Origin of the sequence: Pseudomonas sp. DrBHI1 (assembly GCF_002205115.1) — a bacterium.
Lineage (GTDB): Bacteria > Pseudomonadota > Gammaproteobacteria > Pseudomonadales > Pseudomonadaceae > Aquipseudomonas > Aquipseudomonas mosselii.
This window is the reverse complement of sequence record NZ_NIBE01000143.1, coordinates 107581-131524: the sequence shown is the minus strand read 5'-3', so window position 1 is coordinate 131524 and position 23944 is coordinate 107581. Positions and strand designations below refer to the sequence as shown.

Annotated in this window: 25 protein-coding genes and 1 pseudogene; 13 read left to right on the top strand and 13 right to left on the bottom strand. The window is 64.3% G+C overall.

Annotation, left to right across the window (positions count from 1 at the left end; genetic code table 11):
- Positions 1-63 precede the first annotated feature (63 nt).
- The 10 genes and pseudogenes from CC207_RS26075 to CC207_RS28470 form a co-directional block, all read right to left on the bottom strand.
- Positions 64-1344 (bottom strand): hypothetical protein, encoded by a 1281-nt coding sequence (locus CC207_RS26075; RefSeq protein WP_069016606.1) that lies wholly within the window; start codon positions 1342-1344, stop codon positions 64-66.
- A gap of 46 nt (positions 1345-1390) precedes the next feature.
- Positions 1391-2128, bottom strand: coding sequence for a hypothetical protein (locus CC207_RS26070; RefSeq protein WP_062574244.1), 738 nt, complete (start codon positions 2126-2128; stop codon positions 1391-1393).
- Positions 2129-2161: 33 nt separating this feature from the next.
- On the bottom strand, positions 2162-2842 hold the full coding sequence (locus CC207_RS26065; RefSeq protein WP_028690807.1) for a C39 family peptidase: 681 nt from the start codon (positions 2840-2842) through the stop codon (positions 2162-2164).
- Positions 2843-2905: 63 nt separating this feature from the next.
- Positions 2906-4219 (bottom strand): heme utilization protein, encoded by a 1314-nt coding sequence (locus CC207_RS26060; RefSeq protein ID WP_088853046.1) that lies wholly within the window; start codon positions 4217-4219, stop codon positions 2906-2908.
- Positions 4220-4271: 52 nt separating this feature from the next.
- Entirely contained in the window at positions 4272-4844 is a 573-nt protein-coding gene (locus tag CC207_RS26055) for an adhesin (RefSeq protein ID WP_088853045.1), read from the bottom strand.
- A gap of 1 nt (position 4845) precedes the next feature.
- Positions 4846-5289 (bottom strand): hypothetical protein, encoded by a 444-nt coding sequence (locus tag CC207_RS26050; RefSeq protein WP_069016609.1) that lies wholly within the window; start codon positions 5287-5289, stop codon positions 4846-4848.
- A 298-nt stretch (positions 5290-5587) separates the two neighbouring features.
- Positions 5588-6139, bottom strand: a complete 552-nt coding sequence (locus tag CC207_RS26045; protein WP_028691554.1) for an AAA family ATPase — start codon at positions 6137-6139, stop codon at positions 5588-5590.
- Positions 6136-6702, bottom strand: coding sequence for a nicotinamide riboside transporter PnuC (gene pnuC / locus CC207_RS26040; RefSeq protein ID WP_088853044.1), 567 nt, complete (start codon positions 6700-6702; stop codon positions 6136-6138). The genes CC207_RS26045 and pnuC overlap by 4 nt, the downstream gene beginning before the upstream one ends.
- 95 nt (positions 6703-6797) lie before the next feature.
- Positions 6798-7532, bottom strand: a complete 735-nt coding sequence (locus tag CC207_RS28475; RefSeq protein WP_371877800.1) for a methyl-accepting chemotaxis protein — start codon at positions 7530-7532, stop codon at positions 6798-6800.
- A 138-nt stretch (positions 7533-7670) separates the two neighbouring features.
- Positions 7671-8342, bottom strand: a pseudogene (locus CC207_RS28470) (cache domain-containing protein); the annotation flags it as partial.
- 390 nt (positions 8343-8732) lie between these two features.
- On the opposite strand from CC207_RS28470, the gene CC207_RS26030 reads away from it, so the two are divergent.
- Together CC207_RS26030 and CC207_RS26025 are read left to right on the top strand one after the other, a co-directional pair.
- The gene (locus CC207_RS26030) at positions 8733-9563 is read left to right on the top strand and encodes an undecaprenyl-diphosphate phosphatase (protein WP_069016612.1); all 831 of its coding nucleotides are present in this window, start codon (positions 8733-8735) and stop codon (positions 9561-9563) included.
- Position 9564: 1 nt separating this feature from the next.
- Positions 9565-9984: a DUF1294 domain-containing protein gene (locus CC207_RS26025; RefSeq protein ID WP_088853042.1), complete on the top strand. Its 420-nt coding sequence runs from the start codon at positions 9565-9567 to the stop codon at positions 9982-9984.
- A 12-nt stretch (positions 9985-9996) separates the two neighbouring features.
- On the opposite strand, the gene CC207_RS26020 is transcribed toward CC207_RS26025, so the two are convergent.
- A complete protein-coding gene (locus tag CC207_RS26020) occupies positions 9997-10665 on the bottom strand; it encodes an HAD family phosphatase (protein ID WP_028691549.1) in 669 nt (222 codons plus the stop codon).
- A 159-nt stretch (positions 10666-10824) separates the two neighbouring features.
- Between CC207_RS26020 and CC207_RS26015 the strand changes: the two genes are divergently transcribed.
- The 8 genes from CC207_RS26015 (at position 10825) to CC207_RS25980 (ending at position 20351) form a co-directional block, all read left to right on the top strand.
- Entirely contained in the window at positions 10825-11235 is a 411-nt protein-coding gene (locus CC207_RS26015; RefSeq protein ID WP_028691548.1) for a thioesterase family protein, read from the top strand.
- Between the two features lie 269 nt (positions 11236-11504).
- Positions 11505-12032, top strand: coding sequence for a thioesterase family protein (locus CC207_RS26010; RefSeq protein WP_069016614.1), 528 nt, complete (start codon positions 11505-11507; stop codon positions 12030-12032).
- 160 nt (positions 12033-12192) lie between these two features.
- Positions 12193-12954 (top strand): hypothetical protein, encoded by a 762-nt coding sequence (locus CC207_RS26005; RefSeq protein ID WP_088853041.1) that lies wholly within the window; start codon positions 12193-12195, stop codon positions 12952-12954.
- A 3-nt stretch (positions 12955-12957) separates the two neighbouring features.
- Complete coding sequence (locus tag CC207_RS26000) at positions 12958-14556, top strand: hypothetical protein (protein ID WP_088853040.1); 1599 nt, start codon at positions 12958-12960, stop codon at positions 14554-14556.
- Positions 14557-14617: 61 nt separating this feature from the next.
- Positions 14618-15235, top strand: coding sequence for a transcriptional repressor LexA (gene lexA, locus CC207_RS25995; RefSeq protein WP_028691545.1), 618 nt, complete (start codon positions 14618-14620; stop codon positions 15233-15235).
- Positions 15235-15855 carry a translesion DNA synthesis-associated protein ImuA gene (imuA, locus tag CC207_RS25990; protein WP_088853039.1) on the top strand — a complete coding sequence of 207 codons (621 nt, stop codon included), beginning with the start codon at positions 15235-15237 and terminating at the stop codon, positions 15853-15855. Before lexA ends, imuA begins: the two co-directional genes overlap by 1 nt.
- Before the next feature lie 6 nt (positions 15856-15861).
- Positions 15862-17280, top strand: coding sequence for a DNA polymerase Y family protein (locus tag CC207_RS25985; protein WP_088853038.1), 1419 nt, complete (start codon positions 15862-15864; stop codon positions 17278-17280).
- Positions 17277-20351, top strand: coding sequence for an error-prone DNA polymerase (locus CC207_RS25980; protein ID WP_088853037.1), 3075 nt, complete (start codon positions 17277-17279; stop codon positions 20349-20351). Before CC207_RS25985 ends, CC207_RS25980 begins: the two co-directional genes overlap by 4 nt.
- A 90-nt stretch (positions 20352-20441) precedes the next feature.
- Here CC207_RS25980 and CC207_RS25975 read toward each other — a convergent pair whose 3' ends face one another.
- Positions 20442-21263, bottom strand: coding sequence for an aldo/keto reductase (locus tag CC207_RS25975; protein WP_088853036.1), 822 nt, complete (start codon positions 21261-21263; stop codon positions 20442-20444).
- Positions 21251-22156, bottom strand: coding sequence for a LysR family transcriptional regulator (locus CC207_RS25970; protein WP_028691540.1), 906 nt, complete (start codon positions 22154-22156; stop codon positions 21251-21253). Before CC207_RS25970 ends, CC207_RS25975 begins: the two co-directional genes overlap by 13 nt.
- Before the next feature lie 119 nt (positions 22157-22275).
- Here CC207_RS25970 and CC207_RS25965 point away from each other — a divergent pair, with 119 nt between their 5' ends.
- The 3 genes from CC207_RS25965 to CC207_RS28165 all read left to right on the top strand — a co-directional run.
- Positions 22276-22974 (top strand): CoA transferase subunit A, encoded by a 699-nt coding sequence (locus CC207_RS25965; RefSeq protein WP_023632552.1) that lies wholly within the window; start codon positions 22276-22278, stop codon positions 22972-22974.
- Between the two features lie 35 nt (positions 22975-23009).
- Positions 23010-23666, top strand: a complete 657-nt coding sequence (locus tag CC207_RS25960; protein ID WP_028691538.1) for a CoA transferase subunit B — start codon at positions 23010-23012, stop codon at positions 23664-23666.
- Positions 23667-23803: 137 nt separating this feature from the next.
- A partial coding sequence (locus CC207_RS28165) for a hypothetical protein (protein ID WP_256582372.1) occupies positions 23804-23944 on the top strand: 141 nt, incomplete at its 3' end.

Sequence of the window (23944 nt, the reverse complement as noted above, 5' to 3'; positions counted from 1 at the left end):
AAAGTGGGTCGCTACAAAACCGGTAACCAAATCCCGGGCCCTGGATCGGGCCCGGTTGGTGGCTCAGAAGTAGTAGGGGAATTTCAGGCTGAACGAAAAGTCGGGCGCATCCTCGGTCAGTCCGATGGACAGGTTGGGGACGATGGTCAGGTTGTCGGTGGCGGCGAAGGTCAGGCCGATGTTGAAGTTGGCGGCGTTGTAGTCGCTGTTGGTGATCGATTGCCAGTCGCCGCCGTCCGGCTTGATCTTGCTCTTGCTGGCGAACTGGTCGGTGACCGAGAACGACATGCTCATGCGTTCGTTCAGGGCAAAGGCGATACCGCCGCCGATCTGCCAGGAGTCGCCCAGTTTCACATCACCCTTGACCTTGCTGTTGACCTGGGGGCTGATGTCGCTGAACGAATCCTGCATGTTGTAGGTGTAGGACAGGCTGGCGAACAGTACGGCGGGGTCGAAGGTCTTGACCAGCGAGATGCCCGGCGTGATCGCCCAGACACCGTTGCCGGTCGGCAGGCTCTCGGGCACCGACAGGTTGTTGTTGGTCGGGTCCTCGACCAGCTTGATGCCATAGGGGTCCTTGCCGGTAGGCGCCTTGACCCGCAGGGTGAGCACCGCGTCGGGCCAGTTCTCCGATTCGTCGAGGAACTTGTAGGCCACGCCGACGTTGACGTCGCCGATGGTCGGATCGCGTGTGACCGACGCATCGGAGGTGACCGGTCCGGCACCACCGGCGCCACCGGAGGAATAGGTCGATTCGCGATAAACGATGGGTACGTTTATATCGAACTGCCAGCGTTGATCCATGTTGTAGCGGGCGGTCAGGTCCAGGGTCCAGTTGTCCGCCTTGATCCGGTCAAGGTTGATGTTGCCGAGGAAGATCGAGTCGAGGGCGAGGAAACCATTGAGTGTCAGGGCGCGGGTATCGTAGTGCGTGTAGGTGATGCCGGTCTCGACGCTGAACTTGCCGCCGCCGAAGAAGCCGCTGGCCTCGTCATACAGGTTGGAAACGCTTTGCGCGGGCTCCGAATCGTCCTTGAGCGACTGGCCGTAGGAGCTGCCAGTGCTGCCCGGGGCGCCGGATGCCACGGTCTGCGCGCCTTTGGCCGGTGTCGAGGGGGACTTGGTCAGGCGCTTGGGCGGTGGGGCTGCAGGGGTTTCCTCGACCTGGCGCACGCGCTGCTCAAGCACCATCAGGGCATTCTGCTGGGCTTCGTAGCGTTGTTTCAGTTCGCGCAATTCCTGCTTCAGTGCCTCGACCTGAGGGTCCGGAGCCGCATACAGCATTGTCGCAGGGGCCAATGTACTCAAGCAGACTACAGCTCTGAACGTCAACGATCGTTGCATGGGTTAGCCGTCCCTTCTGACTACATACGATGAGACTGAGCGTAGATCAGTATCCGAGTGCGCGAAGACCTTTGAGCTGGTCAAGATTGCCGTTCAGCGCGGCGGCGGGCACATGGTCGCGCAGCACGACGTTGAGCGAGGTGAGGTTGCTGACCTGGTTGCCGCTGCCGAGCAGCGTGGCGTTTTGCATCAAGCCGCCTTGGGCGATCTGCTGCAGGGTGCTGCCCTGGTTGTTGTTGGCCACCACGTTCAGCTGCACGCCCGTTCCGCTCGCAGAGACGCTCAGGGAGCCGGCAGCGTTGCTGCCGACCAGTGTGGAACCGGCGGCAAGCAGTTGGCCTTGCTGCGGCGTTTCGGGCACCTGGTTGGCCTTGGTGACGCTGATGTCGACGTTGTTGTTGGCCGTGTTGTTGTCCCCGGCCGCGCGCACGACCTGGGTTACGCCGACGGTGGTGTCCAGGCCTGCGCCACCGGTAATGGTGCCGGTGCCCTTGGCGCTGGACGAGCCGGTGCCTTTCTCGTCGATCATGGACACATAGAACTGCGGCTTGATGGTCGACTGTTGCACCTGCATCGAGGTCCTGGCGCCGATGACATCGCCGTTGGCGTTCTGCCAAGTGCTGGTCATCACCACGCCGAAGCTGATGATGCGCCCTGGCAACACATAGCGACCGCGCAGGTTCGCCAACTCCTGATCCTTCAGTTCAATGGGCTTGAACGTCTCTGCCTGGATGGGCAAGGCGGTGGCCAGGCAGATCAGGGTAAGCCAGGCTGCAGTCTTCATGGGATGCTCCCGACGCGTTGCGCTCGATTATCGTTAGAAGAAGTCGCTGCGAATGAAGCCGAAGTCCATCAGTTCGGCGTCCTTGACCGGGGTGAAGGAATTGATGCGATCCTTGGCGCTCAGTGGCAGGGGCGGGTCGAGCAAGGCATTGGTCTTGTCGTAGCCCTGGCCGATCACGGCGAAGATGATGCCGTTCCAGCCCTTGAGGAAGTCTTCGACCTTGTAGCGTTTGTGGCCGAGGACCGGGTCACCGATGTAGACCCAGCCCTTGTCGACCCGTTGCATGACCACGAAGTGCTTGTAGCCACGGATGTCCATCAACACCACCACGGGGATGCGCACGCTGCTCAGGGTGTCGGCGGCGACCCGGTAGCCGCGGGCACGCATGCCGAGGCTTTCCACGTAGCGTTTCATGTCGAGCATCGAGAAACCCTGGACCTTGACCAGGTCCTGGTCGGCGTGGGCCAGCATGCCCTCGATGATCGTGTGTTCGTCCACGTCCAGCCAGTAGGCCTGGCGCAGGATGGTTGCCAGCGCCGCGGCGCCGCAACTGAAATCGGTCTTCTGTTGCACCAGGTCTGCGAACTTGCGCTCGCGGATGCTTTGGATGGGCTTGTAGATCACCGCGCCCCCCGGCAAAACCGAAAGCGGCATCTGCGCCGCTTCGCTGTAACTGGCCATGCACAGCAAAAACGCCAAGGCGATCATACGCATGGTCGTGCCCCCCGATCCTGTTGAGGAAAAGGCCCCCCGAAGGGGGCCTCAAGGTCACAGCTGTCAGAACGAGGTGTTGGAGATGGCCAGCGAGTTGCTCTGCTGGTTGCCCACACCGGCTGCCACGTTGACACCGAGGTTGCCGCTGCCGCCATTCACCGAGCCACTCAGGGTGGCGGTGTTGGTTACAGGGTTGGCCCAGCCAGTAGGCGTCAGCACCTGGAAGGACACGGTGTTGCTCAGGTCGTACGAGCTGGACTCGCTGAAGCTCTTCGAGCCGGATTTGGCGTACTCGGAGGCATTGCTACCCGATTTTTCGTACGAAGAGTCGTAGGCCTTCTCGAACGAAGAGTCGTAAGCCTTCTCGAACGAGGAGCTGGAAGACTTCTCGTGCGACTTGTCATACGAAGCGTCGATCGAGGCGTTCAGCGACGCATCGAACGAGTCGGTGCGGCTGCGCTCGTGGCGGCCATAGTCGGTGGAGTGGGTCACACTGCCGCTTGCCGAGGCATCCAGCGAAGCGCTCAGAGAACCACTGGCCGAGGAGCTCGACTCATGGCTCCGCGAACCGCTGGCGTTCGAGCTCTTCGAGCCACTGGCGCTCCAGCTGTTGGCACCGGCGGCCTCCCAGCTCGACGAGGAGCTGCCTTCTTTGCTGTAGCTGGAGTCCTTGTTGTGGGAGGCGCTGCCACTTTTCGTGGTGGTGAAGGTGAGCGTATCGACCCGGTAGGTGCGATCGGCTTGGTTGTTCACGACCAGGCCAGGGCCGTTCTGGTCGGCGGAGGCGGTGGCGGTGGCGTTACCCAGGGGCGCATTGGAGTTGGCAATGGCCATGGTGTTTTTCTGCTGGTTCAGGTCGCCACCGGCAATGTTGATGCCCATGTTGCCGCTGCCGTTGTTGCCCGAGCCGCTCATGATGCCGGAGTTGGTGGTGCCGTAGTTGTTGACCTTGTTGTTGTTGCTGTACTGACGCACATCGGCGGTGGCCGAGGCGGAGCCGAACACGAAACTGTTGTCCAGGCTCGAATCGGCACCGGCATTGGCGATGGCGGCGGCGTTGTCCTGCTGGTTGCCGGCGCCGGCTGCCACGTTGACACCGACGTTGCCGCTGGTGCCGGAGGCCGAGCTGCTCATTTCGGCTTCGTTGACGGTGCCTTCATTGTTGATGCGGTTGTTGGTGCTGCTTTGCTTGTCCCAGGCATTGGCGGTGGCATACACCGGGATCTTGGTAGGAGGAGGGGTGTGATGACCGTTGTTGTGGCCGTGGCCATTATTGTGTCCATGGCCACGCGGATCATTCTGCCCAGCTTGTACAGCCACAGCCATGATCGCAGCAATTGCGAAAACCAGAGGCTTGAGTGCCATCGAGGGTTTCATGGTGGTTCTCCGTACTTTATTTTAGGTTAAGTGTTGTTGTTGCCTGTTTGGGTCAATCCGCGACCCGGATGCTCAGGGTGTTGGCCGTTCGGTTTCCCACCCCTGCACTCTGATTCAACTGCACCACGCCACGGCTACCGGTGAATGCCTGGTCGCTGATGCTGACCTGGCGATGGCCGGGTGTCTGGGCAGTTGGATCCGAGTTGTTGATCAGCGCCACGTTCTGTTGCAGAAGGACGCTGTCGTCGATGCTTTGCGGCTGGGCACTGACGCTGATGCGCAGTGCGTTGGCTTGCTGGTTGCTGGCGCCGGCACTCTGGTTGACACCGAGGATGCCGTTGCCGTGACTGAAGGCCGTGCCCTGGATGCTGGACTGCGCGTCCATCGAAGGATCGACCTGGGTGCGCAGGCGCTGGCGGATCTGCGTGCTGGCGTTGGCGTCGTGGCCAATGGCGATGGCCCGGGCGTTGACCTGTTGCTGTTGGTCGCCGGCCGCCTGGTTGACCCCAAGGTTGCCTTGGTATTGCGTGCCTGAGCTGTCAATGGTGGCGTTGTTGATCACGGGGGATTGGGCTAAGGCCGAAGCACTGCACAGCGTGGCCAGGATCAGCAGCGAATGCCTCATGTTACTGGCCCCCGTTGAGGATCTTCAGGGCGCCCAGGCCTTGCTGGACGTTCGAATTGACCATGTTGGCGATACCGTTGCCGCCCGAGCCCGAGCCACGTCCGCCGGCGATGTTGGGCAACTGGGTCTGGTTGCCGATGTTGGCGCCGATGGTATTGGTCTGCTGGGTGATCAGCGAGTTGATCCCGGCACCGCTGGTGATACCGGCGAAATCGCCATCGCTCAGCTCGCTGGTCTGCTTGAGGATGTGCGCGGACGGGTTGGTATTGACGGTGACCGGGTTGGGGTCGGGCATTACCGGAGCGCGTATCGCGCTGCGGGTCTGCACTTCGCGGGTGATGACGACGATGCCGTTGTCTGCCTGGGCGGGCAGGCTGAAGCTGGATCCCAAAGCGCAGCCAAGCAACAGGAGGTGACAGATCTTGCCTTTTTCTGGTTTCCCCACGATGGCAATTCCTTCTTCGGCGTTTGGGCCAGGGGCCGCGTTGCCAGAAGAAGAGCAGAAGCTGTGCCGGTTTTGGTTATTGCTTAAGAATCAGGATATTGGGTGGGAAGTGCTGGTGCGTCAGAGAATTGTTGTATCAGGGCTGAGACAGATCTCGGGTGAGGAGAGGGTCAAACCCTGCAATACTGGGCTTCGAGGGGAATTCGCCGCAGGTGTATCAACGGTGTGACACTGCCCCCGAAACTGTGGGATTACGCGCAAATCCGGGGGCTATGGCCGTTCGATGTGTATCAGCGGCTTAACATTCAGTGGGGAAAACCGGTGCTTTTCCGTCAAGCAAGCGTTGCACCGAGCTCAGCACCTTGGCGCTACGTTGCGGCCAGTCACCGTCGATGACCTGTAGATTCTGCCGGTGACCTTGCAACCAGGCCAGGCTGTCGTCGAAAAACGCCTGGCGTTCTTCCAGTCGTGGTTGGCAGCGTTGTCCATCACCGACCCATTCGACGCCTTCGGGGCGTAGCAGCAGGTGCAGGTCGTAGTGGCGCGCCTTCAGTGCCTCCTCGATCCAGGCAGGGCAGTCGCCAAACAGTGCCCGGCTCCAGAGGATGTTGCTGAGCAGGTGAGTATCGAGAATCAGCAGTTCCGGCGCTTGCTCTCGGCCCTGGTCTTCCCAAGCCAGCTGACCGCGGGCGATGGCGGGGATGTCGGCGTAGCAGGTGTCACGTTGCTCACAGTCCATGAAGTGGCGGACATATTCCCCCACCAGCACGCCGCCGAAATGCGCCTGGATCTCGCCGCTCAGCCAGCTCTTGCCGCTGGACTCCGGGCCGCACAGCACCAGGACCTTCATGCCGCCGCCAGCGCCGGATCGCGGCGCCACTCCAGCCAGCCGCGCACGGCGATCAGGGTGAACAGGGCATAGAGCGCGGCGGTGAGGTACAGGCCCTTGTACAGGAACAGGCCGACGAAGATCACGTCCACCACCACCCACAACGCCCAGCATTGCAGACGCTTCTGCGCCATCCACAGCTGCGCCACCAGGCTGAAACCTGTGAGGGCGGCGTCCAGCCAGGGCTGGGCGGCGTCGGTCCAGTGCGCCATGCCCGCGCCCAGCAGCAGGCTGGTCAGCAGGCCGGCCGCCAGGCCTTTGAGCATTGGCGCGGGGGCCAGGCGGGTCACCTGGCGGGCGTCCTCGATGCGGTCCGGCCGGGTCCACTGCCACCAGCCGTACAGCTGCAGCACCGCGTAGACCAGTTGCAGGAGCATGTCCGAGTACAGCTTCACCTCGTAGAAGATCCAGCTGTACAGCACCACCATCACCAGGCCGATCGGCCAGCACCAGGGGTTCTGCTTGACGGTGAGCCAGACGGCGATGACGCCGAGCGCGGCGGCGAAGAGTTCGAGGCCGGACATCGGCGATCCTTGGGCGGGGAAAGGCAGGATGCTAACCGCTTCGAGCGGGACGCTTCAAGCAGCGGGCGGACGTATCTGCCCGCCGCTTGCCGCCGCTAGACCCTGAACTGGCGCAACAGTTGCTCCAGCTCTTCGCTCAGCCGCGCCAGGGCCACCCCGGCGTCGCTGGACTGGCGCGCCGCCTCGGCGGTCTGCTGCGATAGGTCGGCTGTTTCGGTGACGTTGCGGTTGATTTCCTCGACCACATGGGACTGCTGCAGGGTGGCGCTGGCGATCGAGGCGTTGAGCGCGCCCAGGTTGCCCAGCGCCTGGCTGATGGCATCCAGGCTGCTGCCGGCCTCGCGGGCCTGCTCAACGGTCTGGCGCGAAGCTTCGCTGCTGGTGTCGATGGCTCGTACCGCGGCCTCCGACTGCCCTTGCAGATGCTCGATCATGGTCTGGATCTCGGCGGTCGACTGGGCGGTGCGCTGGGCCAGCAGGCGCACCTCGTCGGCGACCACGGCGAAACCACGGCCCTGTTCACCGGCGCGAGCGGCCTCGATGGCGGCGTTGAGCGCCAGCAGGTTGGTCTGTTCGGCGATCGAGCGGATCACCTCGAGAACACCTCCGATCTTCGTACTGTGGCTGGCCAGTTCGCGGATCACCTGCACCGCCTGCTCGATGGTCGCCGAGAGCCGGTCGATCTGCTGCAGGCTGCCGTGGATCGCCTGCTGGCCGTGGCCGACCTGGGTCTGGGCGTTGCGCATCTCGCTGGAGGCCTGTTCGGCGTGCTTGGCCACGTCGTGCACAGCGTAGGAAACCTCGTTGATGGCGGTGGCCACCTGGTCCATTTGCAGCGATTGCTGGGTGCTGCGGGCCTGGGCCGCGCCTGCGTTGTCGCCGACATGGCCGGCCGACTCGGCCAGGGCATGGGCGGCGCCCTGCAACTGGCCGATTACGCCCTGCAACTTGCCGTTGAAGCGGTTGAAGTGCTCGCCCAGGTGAGTGATTTCATCACGCCCATGGGTGTCCAGGCGTCGGGTCAGGTCGCTTTCGCCGCTGGCGATGTTGCCCATGGCCTGCACGGCTTCCTGCAGCGGACGGGCGATGCTGCGGGCGATCAGCATCACCAGCAGGGCCATCAGCAGGGCAATGCCCAGGCCCAACAGCGAGGCGTCACGCAGCTGGCGGGCGAACTCGGCCTGCACGTCGTCGATGTACACCCCCGAGCCGATGATCCAGCCCCAGGGCTTGAACAACTGGATATAGGACGTTTTCTCCACCGGTTCGCTGGCGCCCGGTTTGGGCCAGCGATAGTCGACCGGCCCCGCGCCCTGGCTGCGGGCCAGGGCGACCATTTCGTTGAACACGGCAAAGCCATCCGGGTCGCGGATGGCCGAGAGGTCCTGGCCATCGAGCTTGGGGTTGGCCGGGTGCATGATCATCTTCGGTTGCAGGTCGTTGATCCAGAAATAGTCGTTCTGGTCGTAGCGCAGGCCGCGCACCACTTGCAGGGCTTGTTGCTGCGCGGCTTCGCGGGTGAGCGTGCCGGCGGCCTCCAGGCCCTGGTAATACGTCAGGATGCCGGCGGCGGTCTGCACCACGTGGCGGGTCTTTTCGGCCTTGGCCTGGTACAGGTCGCCGTGGAGCTGGCGCAGCATCAGCAGGCCCAGCACCAGCAGCATGGCCACGGCCACCAGCAGGATCAGCCACAGGCGGCGGCTGATCGACATCGACCTCAGGGTCTTCATGATGCGTTACTCCAGTCTTTGTTCTTTTTATCCAGGGCATCCAAGCATGCTTTGCCGCCGGCCCCCACTCGACCAACGGCTAATGAGTCTTTCTTGACATCCCGTGTAGCAGCTAACGCAAGCCTTGAAACACAGGCTCTGCTAGGATTTCGGCCGCGTCAGATGAAACCTTTAGGCAACCGCGTTTTTCAGCTGGCCTTGGCAGCTACAGTCACTGTAAAAAGCACGCGCCGCGTGCGGCATCATTGAGTCAATCAAAACAAGCGGCCTGCCATGCGCAGCGTCGCACTTGGGGGAAGGATGGATTTTTGGAGTGCCTTGCAGGCAATCATCTTGGGCGTGGTCGAGGGGCTGACGGAGTTCCTGCCCATTTCGAGCACCGGGCACCAGATCATCGTTGCCGACGTGATCGGCTTTGGCGGCGAACGCGCCATGGCGTTCAACATCATCATTCAGCTGGGGGCCATCCTGGCGGTGGTGTGGGAGTTCCGGCGCAAGATCCTCGACGTGGTACTGGGCCTGCCCACGCAGGTGCCGGCGCGGCGCTTCACCGCCAACCTGCTGATCGCGTTCTTCCCGGCGGTGGTGTTGGGCGTGCTGTTCGCCGACCTGATCCACGAGTACCTGTTCAACCCCGTTACCGTCGCCGCCGCGCTGGTGGTGGGCGGGGTGATCATGCTGTGGGCCGAGCGTCGCCAGCACCGCGTGGAGGTCGACCATGTCGACGAGATGCGCTGGAGCCATGCGCTGAAGATCGGTTTCGTCCAGTGCCTGGCAATGATCCCCGGCACCTCTCGGTCGGGCTCGACCATTATCGGTGGCCTGTTGTTCGGCCTGTCGCGCAAGGCGGCCACCGAGTTCTCGTTCTTCCTGGCGATGCCCACCATGGTCGGTGCGGCAGTGTATTCGGGGTACAAGTACCGTGAGTTGTTCCAGCCGGGTGACTTGCCGGTGTTCGCGCTCGGTTTCGTGGTGTCGTTCATTTTCGCCATGATCGCTGTGCGCGGGCTGCTCAAGTTCATCGCCAACCACAGCTATGCGGTGTTTGCCTGGTACCGGATCGCCTTCGGCCTGCTGATCCTGGCGACCTGGGAATTCGGCTGGGTCGATTGGTCGACGGCGCACGGCTGACATGGCGCGCAGGCATAACGCGCCCACGGGCAAGGCGGGCATACGCCATTTACGCCTGAAAATGCTGATGCTGGTGGTACTATGCCTGTTGCCGCTTTTCGGCGGTGTGCAAATGGGCCTGGGCGGCCGAACATGGCTGCCCTTGGCAATGTACCTGGCGGCGAGCCTGGTCAGCCTGTTGTTGTACTGGCAGGACAAACAGCAAGCCCGCAGCCAGGCTTGGCGTACCCCCGAGAAGGTGCTGCACGCCAGTGAGCTGCTGGGCGGCTGGCCGGGCGCGCTGGTGGCGCAGCAGCTGTTTCGGCACAAGACCCGGAAGGTCTCCTACCAGGTGGTGTTCTGGGGGATCGTCCTGCTGCACCAGGTGTTCTGGGTCGACTACCTGTTCCTGGCGGGGCGTTGGAGCAAGGTCGTGATATGAGGGATTTTCCGATCAATCACACTGTCGCTGCATCCGTTCGATCAGATCCCACAACCGCGGATCATCATACGTCTCGATCACCAGGCTAGCCCCAGCCTCCATCAGCCGTTCGGCAGGCTGGGTGGTCGCCAGCCCCACGGTGAAGATTCCGGCATCGACGGCGGCCTTGACCCCCGGCAGCGAATCCTCGAACGCCAGCGCCTGCCCGGCCTTGGCTCCCAGGCGCTGCAGCCCGGTGAGGTAGGGCAGGGGATCGGGCTTGGGTCGGGCCAGTTCGTCCGCTACCAGCACATGCTCGAAACGTGCGCCCAGGCTCATGGCCCCGAGCATGTGTTCGGCGTTCAGGCGCGGCGCGTTGGTCACCACGCACATGCCGATTCCCTGTCGTTCGGCGTGGTCCAGCAGGCGCAGCAGGCCGGGCATCGGCGCCAGTGTCGGTGACAGCTCACGGAACAGTGCTTCCTTGCGCTCGGCCAAGGCCTGGCGGCTGGCGGCATCGGCCTGTGGGAACAGTTCGGCGAACAACAGGCCGTTGGCGCGGCCGCTGACCTGAGTGTTGAACTGCTCCTGCGTCAGCTCGCGACCGTCATGGTCGAACAGCAGCTTGCGGAAGGCTTGCAGGTGCAAGGTGTCGGTATCGGTGAGGGTCCCATCGAGGTCGAACAGCAGGGCGGTCAGCATTGGGCATCCTGAGGCTGGAGAAACCATTCAGCATCATAAGGGATCAGGGTTGGAAAATGTACTTGGCGGGCAGTGCGGGGGTAAGTCAAGGTGCCAGCCGTTTTACCGTGTGCGTTAGTATGGCCTGCCAGGCATTCCTAGCACGGAGCACCCAACGCCATGCCTTTTGTCACCACCCGCAAGATCCTGTTCGGCGACTGCGACCCCGCCGGGATCGTCTATACACCGCGTATCTCCTATTTCGTCATCGAGGCGGTCCACGAGTTTCTCTCCCACTGCCTGGGCGGCGAAGGCCTGCGCAGGTTGTTCGCCATGGGCGTGATGCCGCCGGCGCGGGCCCTGTCCATCGAGTTCCTGGCACCCATGGCTTGGGATGATCTGATCAGCGTGCAGGTCAGCAGTGGCGAGCCGGGTACCACTTCGTTCAGTTTTGCCGTCGAGGCGCGCGGCGCCGGTGGCGAAGTCTGCTTTCGCGCCAGCATGACCCAGGTGTGCGTCTGCCCTGAGAGCAAGCAGCCGGTTGCAGTGCCCGAGGCATTACGCCAGGCATTGTGCAAGCACATGGACTAGCGGAGCACCGCGACGAATAGTTTTTCAATAAAAGAACAAACGTTTCAGCATCAATTGAATATAAAGTCCGAACGTGACCGGTTATTCAGTTGGCGTTTTTCGAGTAATTAAGGTGTTGGCCTCTGGTTGCTCCCGGTGAAAGCTGTTAGTTTCGCCACCGCTGAGAGGCAAACAAGCAGGCCTGCAATGCGCCGCTTGCAGCCAACCGATTAATCAACGGTTGGTTGAACAGGGAACGATAATAAAAAATCCTAGGGAGGGATAACCGGATGAACCTTTACATCCGCCTGTTGCTGGCTGTTCTGCGTGGTTTCTTCAAGCCGCCCATGGCCCTGACCGACACGCTGCACCGCACGTTGCGGGTCTGGCCGAACGATATCGACATCAACAAGCACATGAACAATGGCCGTTACATGACCATCGCCGATTTGTTCATGCTGGAACTTTGTCTGCGCGCGAAAATCCTCATTCCAGCCTTAAAGTTGGGCTGGAAGCCGATGCTCGGCGGCAACTTGGTCGTCTACAAGAAGCAACTTTCAATGTTCGAGAAGTACACAGCTGAATTCAGCATCTGCTGCCTCGACGAGAACTGGACTTACTTCCAGTACAGCTTCTTCAACAGCGCAGGCGACGTGGTCGTGACTGGCTACTCCAAAGGCGCCTGGGTTGGCCGCAAGGGCTTGGTCGCCAACGCAGTGATCGCCGAGAAGCTCAAGGTCCAGCCCACCACCGCGGCGATGCCCGAAGCCGTAAGGAAGTGGCTGGAGGCTGAAGCCCACGTCCTCGGCAAGGCCTGAGCCAGGCCGCATTGCGGCCCTCTTGCCAGCCACCTGATACCTGCAACGCCTGTCCATTGCTCCACCGTCCCCGGCCTCTGGCCCGGGCGTGCGCGGCAGGCTTTGCCGTGCCCGGCGTTCACGCCGCGTGTCGATCCATGAATGAGTAGGGAAACACCTCATGCCGAACACCTTGTTGTTGATGCTGGCCTTTTTTGCCGCCTTCCTGCTGGTCGCCGAGCTGTTCAGGCGCTACCGCCTGGTGGGCCTGACCTTCTTCGTGCTGTCGCTGCCGGCGCTGCTGGTGCCCAACGCCAACCTGTTCATGCGCATCAAGACCATCAGCGTGCTGCTGCCCATGTGTTTCCTGGCCTATGCCCGCTACAAGCCAAGGATCGAAGGCTTCATCTACAAGCTGATCTACCTGGTGATCGTGCTGAACATCATCGAGGCCTCTGTGATCGACTGGCAGACCGGCAACATCCTCAACATCGCCGCCGCCGTGGGGCTGATCGTCTGCCTGCCGTACTCGCGCAAGCATTGGGAGGTTTCCGGGCGACACAGTGATTTCGTGGTGCATGTCCCGGCCTACTGGCCCTACCTCTACACCACCTGGAACCTGTGTTTCCTGTACTCGGCGCGGATCACCACCTTCGGCTACGCCCTGCCGCTGTTGCTGGCGCCGGTGGCCTACGCCTTGCTGCTGCGCCGCTCGGACCTGTACTTCCAGGCCCGTGCCTACACCTTCGGTTTCTACCTGTTCGTGCGCACGCTGGCCGGCGACACACCCCTGATGAACCTGCCGGCCTTCGACCTGACGGGCTGGTACGGCCCTGACGCGGCGCTCGCCTGGAGCATCGTCAACGTGATTTTTACAGGCGCCTGCCTGTACAGCTACGGCGCAAGCCGCAACAAGAACAAAGCGATCGAACAAGGAGTTTGAAGCATGCTGGAAGTCATCCTGCTGGCGTTTTTCATCACCGTCAGCCCCGTGATCATACTGATGAGCAAGACCCGCGCCGAGCCGTTGAAGCATGTGTACGTGGGCCTGTACTACGTGAAGTTCGTACCGCTGCTGCTGGCGTTGTACGCGGTCAATCTCGGCACCAGCTTCCTGGCCTGGAAGTGGGTTCAGCTGAAATGGCTGCTGCCTCGTTACTTCGGCTATCGCCACTACAACCGCGATTCCATCTCGATGGAAAGCACGCCGATCCCGGGCACCGACTACCACATGGGCTACATCCCCAAGAAGCTGCCCGCCGAGCTGGTCTACCGCTGGAGAAAGGACAAGGTCTACCACAACTACATCCAGTCGATCATCAAGGCCAACCGCGACTACTACAAGGTACCGCTGGGTCAGTTTCCACAGCCGACGGCCATCTCGGACGAGGACCTGCGGGTGTTCCTGATGTCGTCGCAGATCACCCACTACCTGCAGACGGTCGATGGCGTGTCGACCTTCGACATGCGTGGCTTCACCCGGGAGATCCGCCTGTCCAGCTCGGTGTTCGACGTGGCCAGCATCGCCATCGCCGAGGATTTTGCCGCCGACAGCATGCGCATCACCCTGCGCGACGGCTTCAGCGTCGGCCCGGGCGAGCCGGACTGGGACCTGGCCAAGGTGTACTTCATGTCCAACACCATGGTGTTCTTCATCCTTGGCGCGCACCTGCACCACCATCTGTTCTTCGCCGAAATGGGCGCGGCGTTCCTGTTCAACCTGGTGCCCAAGGATTGCAACTTCCACAAACTGATGGACCCGCACACCGCCTATATCCTGATGCTCAATCACCAGTTCAAGGAGTCGCCGCTGTCGCTGCGCGAAACCACCGGCATCGCCGACAAGTTCCTCTATAGCTGCATCGGCTACTACTCGGCGCAGACCTTCTACAAGGTCGGCTATGAAAACGCCCTGAACATGTACAACAAACGCCAGACCGAGGACCAGGCGCTGACCCAGAAATTCGAGATCAGGTTCGCCATACCGTTCGACCAGTACCTCAATGGCCAGCACGCGCTCAATGCCCAGTACCGCGACTACTACGCGGCGGTGCTGAAGTTCGTCTCGGCCAGCTACGACGACCTGCTGCGTGACGGCTCCGAGCCCTACATCAACAACTGGGTTGCCGAGCTGTGCCGTTACGTCAACCTGCCGTGCCAGTCCGGCGACAGGGACTTCAACATCGAAGTGATCGCCACCTATATCTGGTACGTGTCGTTCGTCCACTCCCTGGAGCACTACCAGTTCCACAAGTACAAGATGAACTACTGCCTGCTGACCCGGGTGCCGTTCTCGGTTGCCAGGCACCTGCCGCGGGACCAGGTGTTCAGCCAGTACGACATCTGGAAGTCCAAGCACATCGTGCACACCTTCGGCAAGAACCACCTCAATGCCGGCGTATCGGAAAGCTATGCCGACCTGGACTACAAGTTCCGCGACCTGGCGCTGATCGACAGGCAGGAGCAGTTGAAGAAGGACGTGCTGGGGCTGCTGGAAAAACACCAGACGCCGAGCGAGGCGATCGCCCTGTCCATTCGCTACTGAGGCAGGGTGGGGAGGGCCGGCGACGAAGGGAGCTGTTCAGTGTTATGAAAAAAGAGTACAAATGTGCTCCATGGACACTTTATCCCCCAAACGCCGCGCCATCCTCGCGTTCATCCGCGAGCGCATCACCGATCAAGGTCAGCCACCGTCGCTGGCCGATATCGCCGAGCGCTTCGGTTTCGCCTCGCGCAGCGTGGCGCGCAAGCACATCACCGCCCTGAGCCAGGCCGGGTTCATCGACGTCACGCCCAACCAGGCGCGTGGCATCCGCCTGGCCGAGCCCCTGCGCCGGCCCGAGATCCTCGAGGTGCCGGTGCTTGGCCAGGTCGCCGCCGGTGCGCCGATCGGCCCCGACCTCGATATCCACGAGCAACTGCTGCTCGACCCCAGCCTGTTTCGACGCACCCCCGACTACCTGCTCAAGGTGCGCGGCGACTCGATGGTCGACGACGGCATCTTCGACGGCGACCTGGTCGGCATTCGCCAGCAGGGCGAGGCCCGTGACGGGCAGATCGTGGTCGCCCGGCTCGACGGCGAAGTCACCATCAAGCGCCTGCAGCGCACCCGTGATGGCTATCGCCTGCTGCCCCGCAACCCGGCCTATGCCCCCATCGACGTGACCCCAGGGCACGAATTCTTCATCGAAGGCGTGTTCTGCGGCCTGCTGAGGCGTGACTGATGGGCGCCGTGGTCGACCTCGACCGTTTGCTCGACCAGCGCCAGGTATGGCGCGGGCGGCAGGCCCAGGCACGTCCGCAGGGCCTGCAGCCCACCGGGCATGCCGGCCTCGACCAGCGCCTGCCGGAAGGCGGCTGGCCGGCGGCGGCGCTGAGCGAACTGCTGCTGGCCAGCCCCGGTTGCGGCGAACTGCAGCTGCTCTGGCCGACGCTAGCCCGGCTGACGGGCGAGGGGCAGCGGGTGGTGCTGGTGGCGCCGCCGTTCATCCCCTATGCGCCGGCCTGGCAGGCCGCCGGGGTGGACCTGCGCTGGCTGGTGCAGGTCGACGCCGAGGCGATCGATGCCTTGTGGGCCGCCGAGCAGTGCCTGCGCTCGGGCAGTTGCGCCGCCGTGCTGTGCTGGCCAGAGCGTGCCGACGACCGTGCCCTGCGGCGCCTGCAGGTGGCTGCGGAGACCGGCGATGCGCTGGCGTTCGCCTGTCGCTCGCACCAGGCCGCGCTGAACCCTTCGCCCGCCGCCCTGCGCATTGCCCTCGACCTGCGTCCGGCGCAGTGGCGCGTGCTCAAGTGCCGGGGCGGCCTGGCGCCGGTCACGCCCATCGCCTGCCCGGGGCGGGAGTAATGCGCCATGCTCTGGGCCTGCATCCTGTTGCCACAGCTGGCGCTGGACACCGTCCTGCGCGAACGCGACGACCCCGAGGCGCCGCTGGTGCTGCTGGGCGGTCCGCCCCAGCGCCGTGTGCTGCGGGCGGTCAACCCGGCGGCCAGTGAGCTGGGGCTGCGCGCAGGGCAGACGCTGACCGCCGCCCGCGCCCTGGCCGACGGTTTCACCTGCGTCGAGGTCGAGCCGGCGCGTATCGAGCAGTTGCAGCAGTTGCTGGCGGCCTGGGCCTACCGTTTCAGCGCCCAAGTCAGTCTTTACTATCCCCGTGCGTTGCTGCTGGAGGTGGGCTCGAGCCTGCAACTGTTCGGCCCCTGGCCGCTGTTCGAGGCGCGCTTGCGCCAGGAACTGGCGGCGCTGGGGCTGCGCCAGCGCATTGTCGTGGCCAGCAACCCGGTGGCGGCGAGGATGCTCGCCAACGGCCATGACGGCCTGGCGCTGACCTGCCCGCAGGCGACCCGCGCCGCCTTGCTGGAGATGCCCGTCAACCGTGTCGGCCTGCCGGTCGACGCAGTCGAGGCCTTCGCCCGCATGGGGCTGCACCGGCTCGAGCAGGTGCTGGCGCTGCCGCGCGATGCCTTGGCCAGGCGCTTCAGCGCCCAGGTGCAGTTGCACCTGGACCAGCTACTCGGCCTGCGCAACCTGGGGCTGGACTTCTACCAGCCGCCCGATCGTTTCGAGGCGCGGCTGGAGCTGAACTTCGATGTCGAGTCGCATCAGGCGCTGCTGTTCCCCTTGCGTCGCCTCATCAGTGACCTGGCGGCCTTCCTCGCCGGGCGCGACTGCGGCGTGCAGCGTTTCGAGTTGCACCTGGAGCACGCCCAAGGCGCGGACACCGTGCTCAAGGTCGGCCTGCTGGCCGCCGAGCGCGACGCTTCGCTGCTGTTCGAGCTGGCCCGTGGCCGCTTGGAGCCGCTGCGTATCCCGGCGCCGGTGCGCAACCTGCGCCTGCTGGCCGCCGACCTGCCGCCCTTCGTGCCTCAACGCCAGGCGCTGTTCGACCCGCGCGCACAGCAGGTCCAGCCCTGGGAGCAGTTGCGTGAACGGCTGCGGGCGCGGCTCGGTGACGAGGCGGTCAGGGGGCTGCGCGCCGAAGCCGACCATCGCCCCGAGCGCGCCTGGCAAGGCGTGGATCAGGGCGCCGAAGGCCAACGGGTGATGGCCCCTGGTCGTCGTCCCGGTTGGCTGCTGCCCACGCCCCAGCTCTTGAGCGAGGCCGGCCTGCAACTGCTGGGGGCCGCCGAACGCATCGAGTCCGGTTGGTGGGACGGTGGCGACGTGCGCCGTGACTACTACCGCATCGAGACCCGCGATGGCCTGTGCGGCTGGGCCTTCCGCGACCTGGCGGCCCCGGGGCCACTGTGGTTGCAGGGCTGGTTCGCATGAACGGTCCGGCGTATGCGGAACTGCACTGTCTGTCGAACTTCAGTTTCCAGCGCGGTGCTTCCAGTGCCGACGAACTGTTTCGCCGCGCCCGCGAGCAGGGCTACCAGGCCCTGGCGATCACCGACGAATGCACGCTGGCGGGGATTGTCCGGGCCTGGCAGGCGTCGAAGCAGCATCAGTTGAAGCTGATCGTCGGCAGCGAGGTGCGGGTGCACCAGGGGCCGAAGCTGGTGCTGCTGGTGGAAGACCTTGTCGGCTACCAGAATCTCTGCGCGCTGATCACTCGCGCCCGGCGGCGCTCGGAGAAGGGCAGCTACCAGTTGCTCGTCGAGGACCTCGAGGCCCATCACCAGGGCTTGCTGGCGCTGTGGGTGGCCGAGCCCGACGACGGCGACGCGGCCTGGTTGCGGCCGCTGTTCGGCGAGCGCCTGTGGCTGGCGGTGCACCTGCATCGCGGGGCCGACGACACCCGGCGTCTGGCACAGCTGCGCGCGCTTGGGACTCGGCTGGAGATCCCGCTGGTGGCCTGCGGCGATGTGCACATGCATGTGCGCGGGCGGCGTGCGCTGCAGGACTGCATGACCGCCATCCGCGAACAGTGCGCGGTCGCCGAGGCGGGACGTTTCCTGTTCGCCAACGGCGAGCGTCACCTGCGCTCGCTCGACCAGTTGCGCGAACTGTACCCGGACGATCTGCTCGCGCCGACCCTGCGGATTGCCGGGCGCTGCACCTTCGACCTGTCCCAGCTGAACTACCAGTACCCACGGGAACTGGTGCCCGCAGGGCAGACCCCGGCCAGCTGGTTGCGCGAACTGTGCCGGCGCGGCCTGCCCGAACGCTGGCCCCAGGGCCCGAGCGACAAGGTGCGCACGGTGCTGGAACGGGAGCTGGCATTGATCGAGGAGCTGGGCTACGAGAGTTACTTCCTGACTGTCCACGACATCGTCGCCTTCGCCCGCCGCCAGCGTATCCTCTGCCAGGGGCGCGGTTCGGCGGCCAACTCGGTGGTGTGTTTCGTGCTCGGCATCACCGAGCTCGACCCCATGGAGCACCGCCTTTTGTTCGAGCGCTTCCTCTCCCGCGAGCGCAACGAGCCGCCGGACATCGACGTGGACTTCGAGCATGATCGCCGCGAAGAGGTGATCCAGTACGTGTTCCGCCGTTACGGCCGACACCGGGCGGCACTCACTGCGGTGGTCAGCAGCTACCATGCCGCCGGCGCGGTGCGCGATGTGGCCCGGGTGCTTGGCCTGCCAGCTGACCAGGTGGATGCCTTGGCCAAGTGCTGCGGACGCTGGAGCGATCGCATTCCCGATGCCGGGCGCCTGGCCGAGGCCGGCTTTGATGCGCACAGTCCCTCGCTGCGGCGCATCCTGGTGCTGGCGGGGGAACTGATCGGCTTTCCCCGGCACCTGTCGCAGCATCCCGGTGGTTTCGTCATCTCCGAGCAGCCGCTGGACCGGTTGGTGCCGGTGGAGAACGCGGCAATGGCCGAGCGCACGGTGATCCAGTGGGACAAGGATGACCTGGACATGGTCGGCCTGCTCAAGGTCGATGTGCTGGCGCTGGGCATGCTCAGCGCGCTGCGCCGCTGCTTCGACCTGATCACCCGGCACCGGGGACGCGAGTACACGCTGGCGACCCTGCCCAAGGAGGACCCGGCCACCTACGCCATGATCGGCCGCGCCGAGACCATGGGCGTGTTCCAGATCGAGTCGCGGGCACAAATGGCCATGCTGCCCCGGCTCAAGCCGGTGAAGTTCTACGACCTGGTGATCGAGGTGGCCATCGTCCGTCCCGGGCCGATCCAGGGCGACATGGTTCACCCGTACCTGCGGCGCCGGCTCAAGCAGGAGCCGGTCACCTATCCATCGGAAAAACTCCAGGCCGTCTTCGAGCGCACCCTGGGGGTACCGTTGTTCCAGGAGCAGGTGATGGAGCTGGCCATGGTCGCCGCCGACTACAGCCCGGGCGAGGCCGACCAGCTGCGCCGCAGCATGGCCGCCTGGAAGCGCCATGGCGGGCTGGAGCCGCACCGCGAGCGGCTGATCGCGGGCATGCTGCGCAATGGCTACGAACTGGCCTTTGCCGAGCGCATCTTCGAGCAGATCAAGGGCTTTGGCAGCTACGGTTTCCCCGAGTCCCACGCCGCCAGTTTCGCCCTGCTGTGCTATGCCAGCAGTTGGCTCAAGTGCCATGAGCCGGCGATCTTCACCTGCGCACTGGTCAACAGCTGGCCGATGGGCTTCTACAGTCCCGACCAGTTGTTGCAGGAGGCCCGCCGCCAAGGGATCGAGGTGCGCCCGGTGGATGTGTTCCACAGCGACTGGGACTGCACCCTGGAGGCCGTGGGCGAGGGGGCGTTGGCCATCCGCCTGGGGTTGCGCCAGATCCGTGGCTTTGGTGAAGACGATGCCTGCCGCCTGGCACAGGCGCGGGCACAGCGCCCGTGGCGCGACGTCGAGGACCTGTGCCTGCGCGCCGGGCTCGATGCTCGTGCCCGTGCGCGCCTGGCGGATGCCGGGGCGTTGCGCGGGCTGGTCGGTGACCGTCACCAGGCACGTTGGCAGGTGGCGGCGGTGCAATCGCAGTTGCCGTTGTTCGCCGGGCTCGAGCCGGTGTCCGAGCAGGCGGTGGCGTTGCCGGTGCCGAGTGTCGCCGAGGACCTGGCCGCTGACTACGGCACCCTGGGCACCACCCTCGGGCCGCATCCTTTGACCCTGCTGCGCTCACGCTTGCGGGCACTGGGCTGTCGCAGCTCGACGGAGCTGGCGGGGGTCGAGCATGGCGACACTGTCGCCGTGGCCGGCATCGTGGTCGGGCGCCAGCGCCCGCAGACCGCCAGCGGTGTGACCTTCGTCACCCTCGAGGATGAGCACGGGATGGTCAATGTGGTGGTCTGGCGCGACCTGGCCGAGCGCCAGCGGCGGGCACTGGTGGGTTCGAAGTTGCTCAAGGTGAGCGGGCGCCTGGAGCAGGAGAGCGGGGTACGGCACCTGATCGCCCGGCGCCTCGAGGACATCAGCCCCCTGTTGCAGGGGCTGGATGTGCGCAGCCGGGACTTCCACTAGTCATTGGCACTTGGCTTGAAGGTGGCACGGTCGGTGTGGGAGCCGGCTTGCCTACGATAGGGCCGCGGCGCGGCCCCTCGTGCAGGCAACTCAGACCATCGCCAGGCGCTGCTTGCGTGTCGGAGCGGGGAATGCCTGCTCGATGTCTTGCAGGTCTTCTTCGGCAAGCACCAGGTCGGCCGCCGCCGCATTCAGGCGCACATGCTCTGGATTGACCGCCTTGGGAATCGCGATTACCCCTTCACCCCGCGTCACCCAGGCCAGGCTCACCTGGGCCGGCGTAGCACCGTGGCGCTCAGCGACCTGCGTCATCACCGGATGGCGCAGCAGGCGCCCGGCCTGGGCCAGCGGGCAGTAGGCCATGGTCGGCAAGCCCTGCTGGCGGCTCCACGGCAGCAGGTCGAACTCGATGCCGCGCTCGGCTGGGTTGTACAGCACCTGGTTGGTGGCGCAGGCGGGGGTGTCGAGCTCGCGCAGGTCGTCAAGGTCGAAGTTGGACACGCCCCAGCGACGGATCTTGCCTTGCTCGACCAGGCGCTCGAACGCTTCGACGGTCTCCTCCAGCGGATACTGGCCGCGCCAGTGCAGCAGGTACAGGTCGATGCAGTCGGTGCCCAGGCGCCGGAGGCTGCGCTCGCAGGCGGCCGGCACAGCGCGTCGGCTGGCATTGTGCGGGTAGACCTTGCTGACCAGGAACACCTGGTCGCGACGCCCGGAGATGGCCTGGCCGACCACCTGCTCGGCGCCGCCCTCGGCGTACATTTCAGCAGTGTCGATCAGGCCCAGGCCCAGCTCGATACCCTGTTGCAGCGCCGCCACCTCGGCGGCCCTGCGGCCCGGATCTTCGCCCATGTACCAGGTACCCTGGCCGATGGCCGGAACGCGGGAACCCGCCAGATTCACGTAACGCATGTCACCTCCTGTGGATGGGTATGGGTCAGCAGCACATCGAGCAGCGCCTCGGCGGCCTTGGACAGTTTGTGATCGCCCAGGGCGATCACGCCGATGCGCCGCTCCACGGTCGGTTCGACCAACGGCACGCAACGGGCGCCGAGCTCCTGCATCTGCCCGATGCACAGCGCCGGCACCGCGCTGACGCCCAGGCCGCTGGCGACCATGCGACCGATGGTCGACAGTTGGTGGCTTTCGAAGGCCACCGCCAGCTTGCCATGGTTGGCGGCCAGGTGCTGCTCAAGCAGCAGGCGCACCGCCGAAGGCCGTTGCAGGGCGATGAAATCCTCGGCCAGCAGCTCCTGCCAACGCACCTGAGGCTGGTGGGCAAGGGGCGAGTCGGCCGGTACCACGGCGACGAAGCGGTCCATGTACAGCGGGTGAAAGCGCAGCGCCTCGCTGCTTTCAGGCTCGAAGCCGATGCCCAGTTCGACGCGACGGTGGCGTACCAGTTCCAGCACCTGCTCGTTGATCACATCGTGCACGGTGACGTTGACCTTGGGGTAGCGCTGGCGGAACACCTTGAGCGACTGCGGCAGCAGGTTGCCGGCGAAGGCCGGCATGGCCGCCACCGAGACCCGCCCCAGCTGCAGGGTAAAACGCTGTCGCAGCATCTCCTCGGTGTCGTCCCAGTCGGCCAGCAGGCGCCGGGCCAGGGGCAGCAGCACCTCGCCCTCGGGAGTCAGGCTGACGCTGCGGGTGGTGCGGGTGAGCAGGGCGCCGCCCAGGTTGTCTTCCAAGGCCTTGATGGTCAGGCTCAGGGCCGGTTGCGAGACGTGCAGATGCTCGCCGGCCTGGGCGAAGCTCTGGTACTTGGCCACGGTGACGAAGGCGCGCAGCTGCTTGACGTTCATGAGGAGTGGCCTTTTGTTTTGTAAAAATTATCAATCGATGACGAAAACAAAATTAACAAATCAGTCGACTACAGTGAAGATGACCGTACGGTTCCAACAACTACAAAAGGCGACTGAGCATGGCCGGACTGGACAAGCGTGTAGCAACTTATGAAGAGGCCCTGGCGGGCCTGACCGACGACATGACCGTGCTGGCCGGCGGCTTTGGCCTGTGCGGCATCCCCGAGAACCTCATCGCCGAGATCAAGCGCCGCGGCGTCAAGGGCCTGACCGTGGTGTCCAACAACTGCGGCGTCGACGGCTTCGGCCTGGGCGTGCTGCTCGAGGACCGGCAGATCCGCAAGATGATCGCCTCCTACGTCGGCGAGAACGCCGAGTTCGAACGCCAGTTGCTCAGCGGCGAACTGGAAGTGGAACTCACCCCGCAAGGCACCCTGGCCGAGAAGATGCGTGCCGGCGGCGCCGGCATCCCGGCCTTCTTCACCGCCACCGGTTACGGCACCCCGGTTGCCGAAGGCAAGGAAGTACGCGAGTTCAACGGCCGCAAATACATCCTCGAAGAATCCATCACCGGCGACTTCGCCATTGTCAAAGGCTGGAAGGCTGACCACTACGGCAACGTGGTGTACCGCAACACCGCGCAGAACTTCAACCCGCTGGCCGCCACTGCCGGCAAGATCACCGTGGTCGAGGTCGAAGAGATCGTCGAGCCCGGCGTGCTGCTGCCCAGCGAGATCCACACCCCGGGCATCTATGTCGACCGGGTCATCGTCGGCACCTTCGAGAAGCGCATCGAAAAGCGCACCGTCAAGGCCTGAGCGCCGCCCTCAAGAACAACAAAGAGATCCTGACCATGGCATTGACCCGCGAACAAATGGCGCAACGCGTCGCCCGTGAACTGAAGGACGGCTACTACGTCAACCTCGGCATCGGCATCCCCACCCTGGTGGCCAACTACGTGCCCGACGGCATGGAAGTGATGCTGCAGTCGGAGAACGGCCTGCTGGGCATGGGCGAGTTCCCCACCGAAGCCACGATCGACGCTGACATGATCAACGCCGGCAAGCAGACGGTCACCGCCCGCCGTGGCGCGTCGATCTTCGATTCGGCGCAATCCTTCGCCATGATCCGTGGTGGCCATGTCGACCTCACCGTGCTTGGCGCCTTCGAGGTGGACGTGGAAGGCAACATCGCCTCTTGGATGATCCCCGGCAAGCTGGTCAAGGGCATGGGCGGCGCCATGGACCTGGTGGCCGGTGCCGACAACATCATCGTCACCATGACCCACGCCTCCAAGGACGGTGAGTCCAAGCTGCTGCCCAAGTGCAGCCTGCCGCTGACCGGCGCCGGCTGCATCCGCAAGGTGCTGACCGACCTGGCCTACCTTGAGATCGAAAACGGCGCCTTCATCCTGCGCGAGACCGCCCCGGGCGTGAGCATCGAGGAAATCATCGAGAAGACCGCCGGCAAGCTGATCGTGCCGGACGATGTGCAGGAAATGACTTTCTAAGCAGCACCGTTGCAAGCGCCCCATCGCGGGGCAAGCCCGCTCCCACGAAGGACCACGCATCCCTCGTGGGAGCGGGCTTGCCCCGCGATGGGGCGACGCCGTTTCATTCCTATAAAAATCAGAAAAAGGAAAACATCGTGGCCGCTGATATCCAAGACAGCCGCTCCGCCCGCTTTGCCCTGCGCTGCTCCAACTGGGCCGAACGCTGGTTCCCCGACTCCTGGGTGTTCGCCGCCCTGGCGGTGATGCTGGTGTCCCTCGGCGCCCTGGCCATGGGC